Consider the following 16,255-nt stretch of genomic DNA (forward strand, 5'->3'; position numbering starts at 1 on the left):
TAGTGCACCTGCCGAGCAATGACGTTAGGCCCGTTCTCCCTGGGACCTACCGGTTATTTGCGGCTTCTTTACGCCTCTCTACCCCGATTTTTACGCTTTATTTACAGCCGCCTTTACCCCGCCTACTTAGGGTCAACGAGCGCGTTCGTGATGCGTGCCGTGCACAGCCTCCTCCCCTCCTCATCTGTAATGACGATCTCGTGAGAGCACAGCGTCTTACCCAACTTGATGGCGGTGGCCGTCGCCGTCACCAGACCCGAGCGCCCGGAAGCGTGGTGCGTCGCGTTGATATCCACGCCGACGGCGACCTTGCCCAGCGTCGAGGCGTGAATCACCGCCGCCCAGCTGCCGACGGCCTCCGCTAGGCACGCCATGGCCCCACCGTGGAGCAGCCCGAAGGATTGGGTATTGCCCTCGACCGGCATGGTGGCAACCACGCGCTGGGCCGACTCTTCGAGGATTTCGACCCCCATCTTCTTGTCCAGCTCACCCAACTGAATCTTCCATACCTCTGCGGCCATGCAGTTCTCCTTACGTGCTCCTAGAAATGTGACGCAGACTATACTAGCCTGTATTTACTGACCAACCGTTCGGAAACTATTGGAAAGGCCATTCTCTTCGCTATGACTGCAGCCCTCGTTCCCAGCTACCTCTCCGGCCAGTGGCTCACCCCGGACAACCCCTCGCGTGTTACCGACGTGCACGATGCCTCAACCGGGGACGTTGTCGCCCTAGTAAGCGCCGAAGGCCTCGACATCGCCGGCGCCATCGACTACGCCCGTAGCATCGGGCGCGAGGGACTACAGAAGCTCACTTTCCATGAGCGCGCCCTCAAGCTCAAAGAACTCGCGATCTACCTCCAAGATCACCGCGAGGAACTCTACGAACTGGCCAACCAGGCCGGCGCCAACAAGCGCGATAATTTCGTCGATATCGACGGCGGTATCTCCACCATGTTCACCTTCTCCTCGAAGGGCCGCCGCGAGATGCCTAACTCCACCGTCATGCCGGATGGTGAGGCAGAGGTCTTTTCCAAGGACGGCTCCTTCATTGGCCGCCACATCTACACCTCTATTCCTGGCGTAGCAGTACAGATCAACGCTTTCAACTTCCCCGTCTGGGGCATGCTGGAGAAGTTTGCCCCAGCCTTCATCGCGGGCGTGCCTTCCATTGTTAAGCCAGCGACACCGACCGGCTACATCACCGCGGCCTGCGTGCGTCTCATGATTGATTCCGGGATCCTGCCGGAGGGCAGCCTGCAGCTGATTTCCGGTTCCGCCCGAGACCTGCTGGATCACCTGGATTACCGCGACCACGTGGCGTTTACTGGCTCTGCCGATACTGCGAATACTCTGCGCGCACACCGCAACGTTATCGACGGCGGTATCCAGTTCAGCGCGGAGGCCGACTCCCTCAATGCCGCCATCTTGGGTACCGATGTCACCGCGGATTCCCCGGAGTTCGATGCTTTCGTCAAGGCAGTCTTCGGCGAGATGACCTCGAAGGCCGGCCAGAAGTGTACGGCCATCCGCCGCGCCATCGTCCCGCATGCGCTTGTCGACGCCACCATTGAAGCCCTCAGCGCACGCCTTGGCGACAAGGTCGTGGTGGGCGATCCGCGCGATGCCTCCGCCACCATGGGCCCATTGGTCTCTGCGGATCAGAAGGCAGACGTCGCGGAAGCCGTCGAGAAGCTCAAGGCAGGCGGCGGCGAGGTTGTCTACGGCGGCGAGGAGGCCGAAGGAGCTTTCTTTAACCCCACCATCCTGCGCTTTGCCGATAACCGCGCTCCAGCCGTGCACGACACCGAGGCTTTCGGTCCCGTCGTCTCCTTCCTGAGCTATGACTCCCCCGCTGAGGCCGTCGAGCTCGCCGCCCTAGGCTCTGGTTCGCTGGTCGCCTCCGTGATTACCCACGATCCGCAGCTAGCCCGCGAGTACGCTCTGGGCATCGCCGCCCACCACGGCCGCCTGCATTTCCTTGACCGTGATGACGCGAAGACCTCCACCGGCCACGGCTCTCCCCTCCCGCACCTCGTCCACGGCGGCCCAGGTCGTGCCGGTGGCGGCGAAGAGCTGGGTGGCGTGCGCGGCATCCTGCACTACATGCAACGCACCGCCATCCAGGGAACCCCGGACCACCTCACCGCAATCACGGGCCAGTGGCACCGCGGCGCCGCTGTGCAGCGCGTGACCCGCGCCGACGTGGAGAATGGCCAGGGCATCCACCCCTTCCGCAAGGATCTGGCCACGCTGCAGATTGGTGACCAGTTCGCCTCCGACCTGCGCCACGTCTCCCTCGAGGAAATCCTCGAGTTCGCGGAGAAGACCGGCGATACCTTTTACGCCCACACTGACGAGGAGGCCGCAACGGCCAATCCCTTCTTCCCGCGCCGCGTCGCACACGGTTACCTGCTGGTCTCCTGGGCAGCGGGACTCTTCGTGGAGCCGGCACCGGGCCCAGTCCTGGCCAACTACGGCCTGGAAAACCTGCGCTTCATCACGCCGGTGACCTACGACGATTCCATTCGCGTGGAGCTGACCGCCAAGCGCATCACCCCGCGCGTTACTGATGACTACGGTGAGGTGTGCTGGGACGCCGTTCTCTACAACCAGGAGGATGAAATTGTGGCGACCTACGACGTTCTGACACTCGTGGAGAAGGTCAATACCACCTACGCCTAGGACTCGGCCTTGACCTTTTGGTAGTTATTTGCGAGATAAGTCACAAAATCGGGATAAGTTTCTTTTATCATTACTGTCATGAAAGAAACTACCCCAGTCACTAACTCCATCATCATCGTGGGCACCGGCCTCGCCGGCATGGTCGCCGGCTACGAGGCCCTCAAAGGTGGCAAGCACGTCATCTTCCTTGAACAAGAAAACCGCAATAACCTCGGCGGCCAGGCCTTTTGGTCGCTGGGCGGCCTGTTTTATGTCAATTCCCCTGAACAATCCATGATGCGGGTCAAGGACTCCGAAGAGTTGGCGTGGCGGGACTGGGCCAACTCCGCTGATTATGACCCAGTGACCGAGGAGGACCGTCACGACTACTGGGGCAAGAAATGGGGACGCGAGTATGTGCGCTTCGCCGCCAATGAAAAGCGCAGCTACCTCAAAGGCCTAGGCCTCAACGTCTTGCCCACCATCGGCTGGGCCGAGCGTGGCTCTGGTGACGCCTCCGGCCACGGCAATTCCGTTCCGCGCTTTCACCTCACGTGGGGCACGGGCCCCGAGGTTGTTCGAGTCTTTCGCGAGCCACTCCTACGTGCGGAAGAGAAAGGCCAGGTAGAGTTCCATTTCCGCCACCGCGTGGATGAGCTCGTCGTGGAGAACGACGAGACCGGTCGTCCGCGTGTTGTGGGCGTGCGCGGCAGCGTCCTCTCCCCCACCAATCAGGTACGTGGCGAGGCCAGCCCGAGGGACGTCGTCAAGCACTTTGAACTGCGCGGCTCCGCCGTGGTCATCGCCACCGGCGGCATCGGCGGCAACCTGGAGAAGGTCCGCAAGATGTGGCCCACCGAGCGCTGGGGTACGTGCCCGAAGGAGCTGGTCACGGGTGTGCCGGCGCATGTCGACGGCCGCGGTATCGACATCGCCCAGAACGCTGGGGCCTCCGTGGTCAATACCGACCGCATGTGGGCATATACCGAAGGCATGACCAACTGGGATCCCATCTGGCCTGGTCACGGCATTCGCATCATTCCGGGGCCCTCGGCACTGTGGCTCGACGCCGAAGGTAATCGCCTGCCCACCAACCTCTTCCCCGGCACCGATAATCTGGCCGCGCTCGCCCACATTGGTCAGACCGGCCACGGCTATTCCTGGTTCGTGCTCAACAAAGCCATCGTGGACAAAGAGTTCATCTTCTCCGGCTCCGAGCAAAACCCGGACCTCACTGACAAAGAGTTCAAGAAGCTCGCCGGCAAGTTGGGCCCGGGTACGCACGTGGCGGTCAAGGCTTTCATGGATAACGGCATCGATTGGGTCGTTGAGGATGACCTCGCCGACCTCGTCGCCGGCATGAACCGACTTGTACCGGAGGGTTCCCCCACCATTGAGGAGGCCCACCTGAAGAAAATCCTGGAAGACCGCGATTCCCAACTGGATAATCCTTTCAGCAAAGACGCCCAAGTCAACTACATCCGCGTTGCACGCGGCTTCTTGGGCGACAAGCTCATTCGCGTCGCTCCCCCTCACCGCATCCTCGATGAATCCAAGGGCCCGCTCATTGCGGTGCGCCTGACGTTCCTCACCCGCAAGACTCTGGGCGGACTGGAAACCAACCTCGATGGCCAATGCCTCAACGCGGACGGCACGGTACTTCCTGGTTTATACGGCTGCGGCGAGGCCTCCGGCTTTGGTGGCGGTGGAATGCACGGAAAGAACGCACTGGAAGGAACCTTCCTCGGTGGCTGTATCCATTCCGGCAAGCGTGTAGGCGAAGCCCTGGCACAGAGCTAGCTAAGAGCCAACCAAGAGTTCACCCAGCGTCATTGCCCATACTGCCCTACCGTAGAGACCATGAACCTCGCTAGAAACGTCCGCATCGTCGTGGAGAATCCTTATTTCACGGTCACTCGCTTCGTCGCCACGCCCGCTGAACTCACCGTGGGCGAGATGATCATCATCGTGCACGCAGCTCTCGGCCTCGAACCGTCGAGTCCCGGCCAGCTCATGGTGCGCGAGGATGAAGAGCCCATCGATATCTTCCCCATCATCGACTCGGACTTCTACGATTCCTTCGGCGATGACGTCCACTACCACCCCTCTGAGGGTGATTGGTGCATCACCATCAGCATCGCGGACACCTCCCGAGTCGTCATGGGCCTGCCCGCGCTCATCTCCGGCGAAGGCCCGGACTTGGTCACTGAGTTAGGTTCCCCGCAGGCGATGTTCAGCGTCATGCTCGATGTTCAAGCTTCCATGGCTTACATGGGCGTCCCGCCACAGGACATGGAGCGCATCTTCAGGCTCTTTCCCAATTACACCCTTGACCAGATCAATCAGCGACTGACAACGTGCTATCACCCGGCAATCGCGCAGCGCTTGGCGACGATGGGCACGGAAGCCGCCAACCTTGAAGGAGGAACCCAATCCTCACTCAGCTCCGAGCTCCCCTTTGATCCGTTCAGCCCGCATCCGTGGGATGACTTCTCAGATGACGTTGATGACTTAGGCTTCCCCACTGAGCTCCTCGAGCAATGGCGCGAGGAAATTTATGAGGCCTACCCAGAGCTGAGCCCGGATTTTGCGCTTCCGGAGCTGTCCGAGGACACCGTCCAGATGGTTGGTCAGCGTGTGCGCGAATACTTGGATGTCATCCGCGACTTTCCACGTCTCACCGGCGCTGGATTCCTCAAGCAAGCTGCAGTTCAGCGCTTGAAGGACTGGCTGCCGAAGCCTAACACCCATGAAACCGTCAAGCGTGAGGACTACCACCAGACGCTGTTGAATCTGCGGGAGTTCTTCCTCGGCCTAGATTGGATTACGTGCACCACCTCGACCATCCGCGTCACTGAGCGCGGTGAAAGGGCTGCCCGCGATCCGGACTTGGCAACGCAGCTCATTCTTGGATCCATTCCCTATTCCTACTCCCCTCCGAGTGGTGCTCCGCAGCTGGGCTTAGACCTCGTGCATCTGCTGCGCGGCGACATACCGACACAACTGGACTGGGACCCTATCCTCATCATCTCGCGTGACCTGTTCTTTGCGCTGGGCATTCTTACCCATGACACCCACCTGGCCACTATCAAGCCAGGTCACGAAGGTTTTGTGGCCGCTGTACTCGCGTCTTTGCGCGACGACCTCAACCAAGAACTCGACTAGCGCCACCACGCGCTGTGGAGCGCGTGGCTAGGCCTGCGGCCCCGCACCAGGGCCCTGATTCTGGCTGTGACCTTGGGGTGTAGCGCGTTCTTCCTGTGGCTTCGCAGGAGTTGAGCGCACGCGCCGCACCGCAATCACCAGCAAGACAAGACCGCTGAGCAAGAACGCCAGGGCCCGGAAAATACCGGACAAGGCAGCCAAGTCGAAGAAAGTCAGCTTCAGCGTTGCCACGATGGCAAGGAGAATCCCCAGGCCAGTAAACCCTTCGTGGTGCTTGATGAGCAAACGCGCGGCGATGAGCATCCAGGCAACGGACACCACCACGTGGCTGGCAAACCACGGGGAGGAACCCCAGGCATCACCTGTAATGAGTCCGCCCAGGCCGGTGATTGTTCCAACCACTGCAACCATGCTGAGGCCCAGCGCAAATACTGTCGCACACGCAGCGTACACGCGATTGTTAGCGAGCCCATGGATCTGGGACCTGCGCAACCACGTTGCAATCAATGCCAGACCCAGCAGCACTGCGGAAGCAAACATTGTCGGTTCTTCACGGAACGCCTGCGGGACAGCAATGCTCGCGATGAATAGGGGATGGACAAAGATCACCACGCCTACTACCCACGCTGCTTGCAGAGCACCATGCTTTAAGTAGGGCAGCAGAAGCACCAGCGCGATGTAGAACACCGCTGTGAGGACAACCGCAACCCACAAGCGCACATCGGACATGCCACCGTTTGCCCCATGTTCACTATCGGAAAAGTTGGCGAGCTGGGTGGCTTTATAAGCTAGCGCAAAGGCAACAGGGAACACTCCCAGCGCAATGCGTCCTTGTAGTTGGCCCCACGCTACCGCGGCGATGGCGGCAAGAGTTGCAACCAGAATCCACGCGGGAATCTCATAGTTCACTTGCACAAGGCAGAGCCCCAACAACAGTGCTGGCACAAGCAAGCCAGCTGTGTAGTCACCGAAAGCCCTACGGCTCGTGGGGAAGTGGACTGCAAGGCCTACGAGTAGTACAGCGGATGCACCCAATACCGCGTTGGCCACGATATGCATATCGGAAGCCTTACCCATGATCAGGTTGGCCACGACCAGCAGCAGTGCAATAGCGCCGGTACCACGCAAAGTATCGTTCCTGCGCCACGCTGAGTAACCCAACACCATCAGCGGCATGAGCAGCACGGGTAAAGCACCAACACCGGTATTGGCAATCAGAATGCTGGCCACTATGGCCATACCGATGGCAAACCACATTATGGTCAGCTTATGGAAGCCCTTGGGCTTGTAGTGGACGGAGGCCATGTACGCGGCAAAAAGCATGGTCATGATAATTGCGCCGAGCCACGCTGGCCACCATCCCAGCCAGGTCACCACCAGCAAGGAAGTAACGAGTGCTGAATACAGCGATGTCGCCAGCAGAGCAGTGGTTCCTGCTTCTGGCGCCTTGCCACGGAACTTCCATGCTGCGCCGGCCAGCGCTAGGGAGACCACATAGGCAAGGATCACTCGCCCAAGCGGACCAAGCAGCCCTGCCTGAATGGCCATGCCCACGAGGAAGGCGACACCAATCAGGGTGATGACCGTTCCGGCGATTGCCACAACCCCGATGAGTGTCTTTTCTTGGTCTTCTGGATTACGTGGCTTTTTAGGAACCCAGGCCTGCGCTGGTGGTTGCTGCGGACCACCGTGCGGGGGCGGGGCACCGTTGGGTCCATGCTGCGGCGGGAACTGCGGAATAGGTTGTCCTTGCGGTCCTCGCGGTGGCTGTGCTCCTTGGTGTGGCCGTGGCATTGCTTGTTGAGGAACGCCTTGGGCCTGTTGCGGCCGCTGCTGCGGAGGCTGTTGCGGTTGCTGCTGCGGACGCTGCATCTGCTGCGCACTCGGGCTTGCCTGCTGACGGGGCATAGGCCGCTGAGGGCCAGACTCCGGAGGACGCGGCTGACCGCGATCGGGCGACTGCGGCTGGTGCTGCTGTTGCGGATGCAGCTGCAGCGGGTGCTGCTGCGGTGCGCTGGGGATTCGTGCAGGCGGAGGCTGCAGTGGCGCCTGCGCTGCCGCAGCCTGAGCCCGGGCCTGTTCTTGCTGGGCCAGCCACCGGCGGGATTCACGAAGCCCGCGCTCTAGTGCGTCCAGTCGGCGGCGAAACTCTTCAAATGCTGGATCCTGCTCCATGCCTATTGCTTACCTTTGTTTTCAGTAAGCAGCCACGCAACTGACAGCTTTGTTACCTAGTTGAAACCAAATATTGCCCCTGCCGACACACATACCCCAGACCTGAAGCCTGTGACCTGCCGGTCGGTGCCGCCTGGCGGAACGTGGATGCTGGCTTTACTTCACCACGAGGTTGACCATGCGGCCTGGGACGTAAATCTCCTTGACCACGTTCTTGCCTGCGGTGAGCTCGGCGATGCGCTCATCTGCCTTGGCGACGCCCACGACGGTGTCTTGGTCGGCGTCGGCAGGCACCATGACGCGAGCCTTGACCTTGCCGTTGATCTGCACCGGAACCTCGACCTCATCGTCGACGAGGTACTTCTCATCGAACTCTGGGAAGGCTTGGTAGGTGATGGTCTCCTCGTGGCCGAAGCGCTTCCACAGCTCCTCCGCAATGTGCGGAGCAACAGGGGAGACCAGCTGGGCCAAGGGCTCCACCGCGGCGCGCGGAGCGCCCTTCGGGTAGGCCTTGGTCAGGTAGTTCACGTACTCGATGAGTTTGGCCACCACGGTGTTCAGGCGCAGGTTCTCGTAATCGTCACGCACACCAGCGATGGTGCGGTTGAGCTGCTTCAGGTCATCGTCGGAAAGCTCCGCATCCGTCGTGCACAGCTCGCCGGAGTTCTCGTCGATAGCCAGGCGCCACAGACGCTGCAGGAAACGCTGCGCACCGACGACGTCCTTGGTTGCCCACGGGCGCGAGGTATCCAGCGGGCCCATCGACATCTCATAAACACGCAGTGTATCGGCACCATAGTCGCGGCAAATATCATCCGGGGCCACGGAGTTCTTCAGGGACTTGCCCATCTTGCCGTACTCCTGGTTGACCTTTTCATCCCCGTAGTAGAACTCGCCATCGCGTTCTTCTACCTCGGCGGCCGGGACGTAGACGCCGCGGGAATCCGTGTAGGCATAAGCCTGGATGTAGCCCTGGTTGTACAGGCGGCGGTAGGGCTCCTTGGAGCTCACGTAGCCCAAGTCGAAGAGGACCTTGTGCCAGAAACGGGCGTAAAGCAGGTGCAACACGGCGTGCTCAACACCACCGACGTAGAGGTCAACGCCGCCCGGGTCGTTGGCACCGTGCTCATCTGGGCGGGGGCCCGTCCAGTAACGCTCGTTCTCTATATCGCAGAAGATTTCATCATTCGTCGGATCGATGTAGCGCAGCTGGTACCAGGATGAACCTGCCCACTGCGGCATGACGTTGGTGTCGCGGTAATACGTCTTGGGGCCATCCCCAAGACCCAGGTCCAGCTCCACCTCCACCCACTCGCGGGCCTTGGCCAGCGGCGGCTGCGGGGAGGATTCGGCATCATCCGGATCAAAGGACACCGGCTTGTAATCTTCTACCTCCGGCAGCTCGATGGGCAGCATCGACTCCGGTAGCGGGTAGGCCTGGCCGGCCTCATCGTAGACGATAGGGAAGGGCTCGCCCCAGTAGCGCTGACGGGCAAACAGCCAGTCACGCAGCTTGTACTGGATCTTCTCGCGGCCTACTCCCTGCTCCTCCAGCCACGGGATGATCGCGGCGATGGCCTCATCCTTGGACATGCCGTTGATGTCCAGGGAATCGTTGGCGGAGTTCACCGCCTTGCCGGACTCCGTGTACGCCGCTTCGACGATGTCGCCACCAGAAACGACCTCCGTAATGGGCAGGCCGAAGACGGTAGCGAACTCGTAGTCACGCGTATCGTGCGCCGGAACCGCCATGATGGCACCGGTGCCGTAGCCGGTCAGGACGTAATCCGCGATAAAGATCGGAACCTGCTTGCCGTTGACCGGGTTGGTGGCATAGGTGCCCAGGAAAACACCGGTCTTTTCCTTGTTCTCCTGGCGCTCCAGGTCGGACTTCGCGGCAATAGAAGCGCGGTAGGCCTCTACGGCCTCCTTCGGATCATCGTGTCCGAAGGTCCAGCGCTCATCCACATCATCCTCGTAAGGGATGGGGGAGAGGAGGGCGTCGACAAGCTCGTGCTCCGGGGCCAACACCACGTACTCCGCGCCGAAGAGGGTATCCGGGCGAGTGGTGAAAACGTCGATGTTATAGCCCTCGGCGTGGAAGCTGACCTCCGCACCGCGGGAGCGTCCAATCCAGTTGCGCTGCATGGACTTGACCTTCTCCGGCCAATCCAGAAGCTCCAGGTCATCAAGCAGACGGTCGGAGTAGGCGGTAATACGCATCATCCACTGCGACAGGTTCTTGCGGAAGACCGGGAAGTTGCCGCGCTCGGACTTACCTTCCGCGGTCACCTCCTCGTTGGCCAGCACGGTGCCTAGGCCCGGGCACCAGTTCACGGTGGAGTTGGACAGGTAAACCAGACGGAACTCATCGAGTGCCTTGCGCTGTTCTTCCTTCGTCAGATCCGCGTAGTAGCGGCCGTCCTTCGTCGTGCGCTTGCCCACCTCGAGCTCCTTGATGAGCTCAGACATTGGGCGCGCCTTCTGCTGCTCCTCATCGAACCAGGAGTTGTAAATCTGCAGGAAGATCCACTGTGTCCACTTGTAGAACTCCGGGTCAGTCGAGGCCACCGAGCGGCGTGGATCGTGGCCCAGACCCAGCAAACCCAGCTGGCGGCGCATATTCTCGATATTCGCCTCCGTCGTAGTGCGCGGGTGCGTACCCGTCTGGATAGCGTACTGCTCTGCCGGCAGGCCGAAGGCGTCGTAGCCCAGCGTGTGCAGGACGTTCTTGCCCAGCATGCGGTTATAACGGGCAAAGGTATCAGTAGCGATGTAGCCCAGCGGGTGGCCCACGTGCAGACCCGCACCAGACGGGTAGGGGAACATATCCTGGACGTTCAGTTTCTCCGCGGGAAGTTCCTTACCGTCCTCCGCGAGCGGCCCAACTGGGTTCGGCGCGTTGAACGTACCGTTATCCTTCCAGTACTGCTGCCAGGCACTTTCAATATGCGCGGCGAGCTCTGGCGTGTAGCGGTGGGTGGTGTTATCGCTCGGGTTAGTCATGGTTAGACAGTGTAGTCACCCCACGGACATCTCCCCAGTTAGACCCAGCCATGCCGCATTCTGCTCCGCTGCGCGGCGGCGCCACTGTCGACGCCCCCTTGTTCTCCCTAGGCATCGCCACTAAAATCACCATTGTTCTACTGTTCTACATTTGGCTATCCAAGGAATCACTAGCCAATAAGCAAGGACGCAGAGCACCGGTCTACCGGACGTTCAGGCAAGGCGGTTGAAGCGATGACCAGCATTTCGTTGCACAAACTCAATCAACGTTCTTGCCGCATAGTGCAAGCGGTGGCTGCCGGAATCTTGAGCCACAACCCGGAGCCGTTCTCACCGCCAACCGCCACAGCCCCACAACTAGGTAACACAGACTATCTACCTTCTGGGACCGACGTTGTTTCGTTACTGGACCGAGAAGACCGCTTGTGACGATTTATGCGGCTACTTCGGCACAAGCATGCACGCATCCAAAAGCGCCGAGGATTTAGCCACGCCGCGCCTTCTCTGTCACTTCCTTACGGGCGTCCTTGAGGATCTGAGCAATGTCAGCCGCACCAACAGTATCCGCGCCATATGCACCAGCACTTTGCGCCTCCGAGACTAGCTCTCGCAGCGCTTTACGGCGTTCAGTCCGCTGCTCCTCTCGGTAGTGCAATAAGTCAACAAGCTTGACTCTCCTATGCCTGCCACCTGTGGTGCGCTCGAACGGTATCGCTCCATCCTCGAGCTTCTTCACCAAAGTTGGCCTACTAATACTCAGGAAGTCTGCTGCTTCCTGCGTTGTGAGCAACTGGTCCACCGGTGCCACAGTAATAGCCTTTCCTTGACGCATCGCACTAACAACCTTCGAAAGGGTGCCCCCGGAAGGGCGCTTTAGACCTTCTTCACCACAGCAGGCTTCAGCTTCATCGCGCCAAAGCCGTCAATCCGGCAATCGATGTTGTGGTCTTCCTGGCCTGTGCCGGCATCAAAATTAAGGCGAATACCGCGCACCTTGGTGCCGGACTTCAGTGGCTGCTGCGCGCCTTTGACCTTGAGGGTTTTGGTGATGGTGACGGTGTCGCCGTCGGCAAGCGCATTGCCCACTGAATCCACGATGGTGAGGGCGGCTGCCTCCGCGGGCGAGGCTTCGACAGCGTCGGCGGAGAACTCGTGCGCGCACTCCGGGCAGACGATGAGCGGCGGCATTTCGTAGGTGTATTCGGAGGAACATTCGGGGCAAGGTGGCAAAGTTGTGCCTGCAGCGTCAGTCATAAGGAACAGTCTATCCCGCGTGGCGCAAAAAGATGATCCTTCTCTCATTCCTTTGATTGATACCCGGGTGGGGTATAGGATTATGGCACACCCAATCGGATTCATTCGAAAGAACTATGAAACGTCTTATTTCTCTCACTGCCGCATGTGCCGCAGCTATCACCCTGTCCGCCTGCTCCACCGAGAGCCCCGTTCAGAGCGAAGCCTCCAAGAGCGACGCTGCCACCACCGAGGTCCAGCAGGTCTCCGCCGAGGAGATCCAGGCCGAGTTCGACCTTGAAGGATTGGACGGCCCGGAGATCATCGACAAGCTGGATCGCATGCCCAAGGAGGAGCGCAATCGCGATCTTCACGCTTCCGTGCGCCCGAACGAGTTGATCCTCACCGCCGAGCAGGGCCAGGCCTCCCTACCCCTGCCGGAGGACAAGTTCTACGTCTCCATCGCACCGTATGTCTCTGCTACCCACGATTGTTTCAACCACTCCCTGACCACCTGCACCGGTGAGCTCGGCAAGGAAGACATCCACGTCACCATCACCGATGACGAAGGAAACGAGCTGGTCAACGAAGACACCACGACCTTTGACAACGGCTTCATTGGTTACTGGCTGCCCGCCGACAAGAAGGGCACCATCACCATCAAGCAGGACGGCAAGACCGGTGAGGTTCCCCTGGATACCTCTGACGAAGGCGGTACCTGCGTGACCACGCTGCAGATGGCATAATCTGCCCATTCACTCACCACGGTGAATCCCACCTCCTGGGGTTCACCGTTTGTCGTTGTTAAGGTAGCTTCGCCGTGCTTGCCGACGCCGCCCGGAAAGAGCGCTTTCACACCCACGCTTAAATTTCCCTGGCGTTTACCCGTCCGTAGCCTTGCCGACATCCGCACTCACTACGGTTCTTCAGTGGATTCAGGCCATGCACACAAAAGATGGCCCTACAAAGAAAACTCTGCCAAGCAGTCGTACAAGAAGTCCATCAATGTCGTGGCATCATCCGAACGGAACAACTCATCAAGGGCAAGGTTGAACTCCAATCTTCTCGCCTTAGGGATATTCAATGCCGTATAACCGCAACTCATCAACTGACCAAATGCGAGGAAAAGCGATGTCTTGAGACATCGATCCTCTGCGACTTTTCCGCACCGAAGTGACGGCTGCTGAAAATAAGCCCGCATACGGGGCACAATCTCGGCCCGCACAGCTCCCTGTCCCGCGAAGTATCCGTGACGTTGCGGCTACCCGATTTTCGGGCACCAGCCCACAGCCCTGGATCTCACACACCTGTCACTGTCGTTCACGGTGAATAAGGGCGAAAAATTTCAAATTTCTGGCCCTTATCTACCGTGAATGTAGCCTCAAGCCTGAATGCCGGTTCCGAAAACGAAAAGTCTCGAGACTTCACACGCTCCCACCAGCCACATGGCAACCGCACCCCGCTGTGTCCTATGATGAGGAAAATGAGCGCGGAGATTTATTCACTTCCAACTACGCCACTGGTAACCAGCGAGTACATCGAGCAGGGCCCCCGGCTGTCCCTGCGTCGCGGCAGCAATATTCTCACGCTTCAGCTGCCCGCCACCTTCCCGGAAGCAGAACTCACCGATCCCCGCTGGGTCGTCCAATCGCATTTCATTGATCGCCCACACACGCTGCGTGAATTCGCCACCGAAGAGCCGCTGGAAGTCGGCATCCCGGGGCCTTTTACCCGCATCGAGGTCACCCTGCGCGATGGCGATGAGAACCTCATCGAGACCGTCACCTTTACCGGCATCACCGATGAGGCGCCGTTTATCGTCTATGACCGCACCACGCTCATCGCGCCGCAGGGCACGCTCGAGGCCGCTGAGCCGCTCGGCATCTGGGCCGGCTGGGAAGTGGGCCCGCTGCCGGATCAGGTCAGGGTGCCGCAGAGGGAACCGGTGGACGTCGCCAAGCACGGCGATTTTGAGTGGGACTTTGGCGTAGCCATCCTGCCCAACGCCCGCGGCCTCGATAACGAGCCTATTTTTACTCAATCCCCACGCGTGCACCTCATCGCGGAAGGGGAGTGGCGCCTCGACCTCACCTACGCACCCCTCGGCGGTGAGCAGGAGGAGATTTCGGAGCAGACCTTTGAGCCAGGAATCGCCGAACCTTTCCCCAGTGATCTCTACGAAGACCCCTGGGTAGGGCGCTACAAGGTCTCCCTGTACCGCGACGACGAACTCGTTGATGTCCGCTTCATCTCCCTCGCCGAGGGCCTCCACATGCGCGCGAGCAACGAGGGCCCGCGCGGCATGGATTTCCGCATCATCGATGCCCTGGGCGCACACTCAGCCTTCAGCTACACGTTGGCCTCCCCACCAAAGAAGCCCATCGCACTGGAGAAGGGCCTGCGCACCTTTGAGGAGACCGAGGTCTCGCGCCGCGAGGTCGTGGCCAGTGATGCCGGGTACGAGCTCGAGTTCGACGTCTGGCCCGAAGCCCTGTTTAGCCGCGTCAAGCGCATTGGCTTAGAGCCCACGGAGCACTCCGACAAACCGGTTATTTTTGCAGGCCAGCTCGATCAGGACGATATGTTTACCGTCCATTCGCCGCGCCCGTTGCCGCTGGCGAAGTTCGTCACCATTGACGGTCGCCAGAAGATCAAGGAGCTGGCGCGCACCTCGAAGACCACGCAGGCGGTCACGAACCTCGCCGTTCCGAATGCTGCCTTGGCCAATGCCGTGCGCAAGCAGCCTTCTGCGGAGCTTTTCCTCATGTGGTCCACGCTGTCCTACGAGGACTACCTGGATTCCCTGCCGGAAGAGGAGCGCGCCGCCCACGAGGCCCGCAGCTTGGAGCGCCGCATTGTGGAATACGAAGCTTCGGCTTCGACCAGCCTCATCTATGCTGCCTTGGCCACGGTGCGCAAGACCCCATTGGTCAGCCGTGGTCTGCTCGGTGATGGGGAAGTGATCATCGAGCAGAACGTGGATCCCCAGGTAGATTTGGTGGGCTGGGCATGGCCTTTGGCCAACCCCACTGTTTCCCCAACCCAGCTCACTCCGACAGAGAATGGTTTCGAGCTGCCTGCCAACCTCCTCGAGCAAGGCTCGCTGCTTGTCGACGTCCGCGAGCTCAACCCCACCTCGAACCTCACCGCCCCCGCCCGACCATCGAGTGCATCCATCGTCGTGACCCCGGAGGGCGCCGAACCGGCCCGCGCTTCCAAAGACTGGACACCGGAGGAGCTGTGGGGCGCCTTCCGCGCGCTGCACGTGCTGTCTCAGCGCAGCCCGAACCCGAAGCTGCAGGCGATGTTCGACGACATCATCGACCGCCTGCGCGCCAACCCGGAGGCAGCGCTCCACGCCCTCGCGCGCACCGGCGTCAGCGTGAACCAGCAGGCTCGCGCCATAGCGCGTACCCGACTCTTCCACTCGCCACTCGAGTCCGACATGGAGCAAAGCGCTGACCACTACCTGGATCTTCTCCTCGATCCTTCCGCCAGCGAGAATCCCAAGCTCACGGCTGTGCGCGACAGCGGCGCGGACGGCCTGACCCGCCCAATGCTCCTCAATGCAGCAACGGTTCACAGCCCAACCCCGAATGTTGATGACCTCATGGGGGAGGCCGCCCGCGTCGCCGCCCTCCGCGAGTGTTTCGCCAACAACGGCGCCCTCGATGCGCTGGGCACCATCGAGCATCTGCGCAAGGACGCCACAGCACTCGCGTCGGTGGTGCAGAATGCCGGCGTGGACATGTCGATTAGCCATACCCTCGTGGCCTTGGGCGCCTTTGCCAGCGGAAATACCGCAGACGAGCTCAATGCCGCTGCTTGGATGCCCTATATCTCCTATGCCTTCGCCCTGGCTTCCCGCGCCGCGGCGAACGACATCATCATGGAAAGCCCCCTGCTCAAGGAAGATATGCCCATGCTTGCCGACGTCCTCCCCCTCGCCCCTCGCCTCTTCTTCTACGACCTCGTGACCGCGGAGGCCCTCTTTCATAATCGCGACGTATAAC

At 60.5% G+C, this 16,255-nt stretch carries 10 protein-coding genes; 5 read left to right on the forward strand and 5 right to left on the reverse strand.

What is annotated here, in order from left to right; all coding sequences use genetic code 11:
* Positions 1-122: 122 nt before the first annotated feature.
* Entirely contained in the window at positions 123-521 is a 399-nt protein-coding gene (locus tag I6J26_RS05625) for a PaaI family thioesterase (RefSeq protein ID WP_115024115.1), read from the reverse strand.
* A gap of 102 nt (positions 522-623) precedes the next feature.
* Here I6J26_RS05625 and paaZ point away from each other — a divergent pair, with 102 nt between their 5' ends.
* The 3 genes from paaZ to I6J26_RS05640 all read left to right on the forward strand — a co-directional run bounded on the left by paaZ (position 624) and on the right by I6J26_RS05640 (position 5,828).
* Entirely contained in the window at positions 624-2,684 is a 2,061-nt protein-coding gene (paaZ, locus tag I6J26_RS05630) for a phenylacetic acid degradation bifunctional protein PaaZ (RefSeq protein WP_115024117.1), read from the forward strand.
* 78 nt (positions 2,685-2,762) lie between these two features.
* On the forward strand, positions 2,763-4,463 hold the full coding sequence (locus I6J26_RS05635) for an FAD-binding dehydrogenase (protein ID WP_115024120.1): 1,701 nt from the start codon (positions 2,763-2,765) through the stop codon (positions 4,461-4,463).
* Between the two features lie 60 nt (positions 4,464-4,523).
* Positions 4,524-5,828, forward strand: coding sequence for a hypothetical protein (locus tag I6J26_RS05640; protein WP_115024122.1), 1,305 nt, complete (start codon positions 4,524-4,526; stop codon positions 5,826-5,828).
* Positions 5,829-5,855: 27 nt separating this feature from the next.
* Here the strand turns inward: I6J26_RS05640 and I6J26_RS05645 are convergent, their stop codons facing one another.
* The 4 genes from I6J26_RS05645 to I6J26_RS05660 form a co-directional block, all read right to left on the reverse strand.
* Complete coding sequence (locus tag I6J26_RS05645) at positions 5,856-8,003, reverse strand: DUF2339 domain-containing protein (protein ID WP_147279351.1); 2,148 nt, start codon at positions 8,001-8,003, stop codon at positions 5,856-5,858.
* Positions 8,004-8,159: 156 nt separating this feature from the next.
* Positions 8,160-11,009 carry a leucine--tRNA ligase gene (gene leuS, locus I6J26_RS05650; protein WP_115024130.1) on the reverse strand — a complete coding sequence of 950 codons (2,850 nt, stop codon included), beginning with the start codon at positions 11,007-11,009 and terminating at the stop codon, positions 8,160-8,162.
* A 484-nt stretch (positions 11,010-11,493) separates the two neighbouring features.
* Positions 11,494-11,841, reverse strand: coding sequence for an excisionase family DNA-binding protein (locus tag I6J26_RS05655; protein WP_082013868.1), 348 nt, complete (start codon positions 11,839-11,841; stop codon positions 11,494-11,496).
* 41 nt (positions 11,842-11,882) lie between these two features.
* A complete protein-coding gene (locus I6J26_RS05660) occupies positions 11,883-12,263 on the reverse strand; it encodes a zinc ribbon domain-containing protein YjdM (RefSeq protein ID WP_115024132.1) in 381 nt (126 codons plus the stop codon).
* Between the two features lie 116 nt (positions 12,264-12,379).
* Here I6J26_RS05660 and I6J26_RS05665 point away from each other — a divergent pair, with 116 nt between their 5' ends.
* Both I6J26_RS05665 and I6J26_RS05670 read left to right on the forward strand, forming a co-directional pair.
* Positions 12,380-12,988: a CueP family metal-binding protein gene (locus I6J26_RS05665; RefSeq protein WP_115024134.1), complete on the forward strand. Its 609-nt coding sequence runs from the start codon at positions 12,380-12,382 to the stop codon at positions 12,986-12,988.
* A 737-nt stretch (positions 12,989-13,725) separates the two neighbouring features.
* Positions 13,726-16,254, forward strand: a complete 2,529-nt coding sequence (locus I6J26_RS05670) for a hypothetical protein (protein ID WP_239121849.1) — start codon at positions 13,726-13,728, stop codon at positions 16,252-16,254.
* The last annotated feature ends 1 nt before the right edge of the window (position 16,255 follow it).

This window comes from Corynebacterium minutissimum (assembly GCF_016889765.1).
In the GTDB taxonomy this organism is placed as follows: domain Bacteria; phylum Actinomycetota; class Actinomycetes; order Mycobacteriales; family Mycobacteriaceae; genus Corynebacterium; species Corynebacterium minutissimum_B.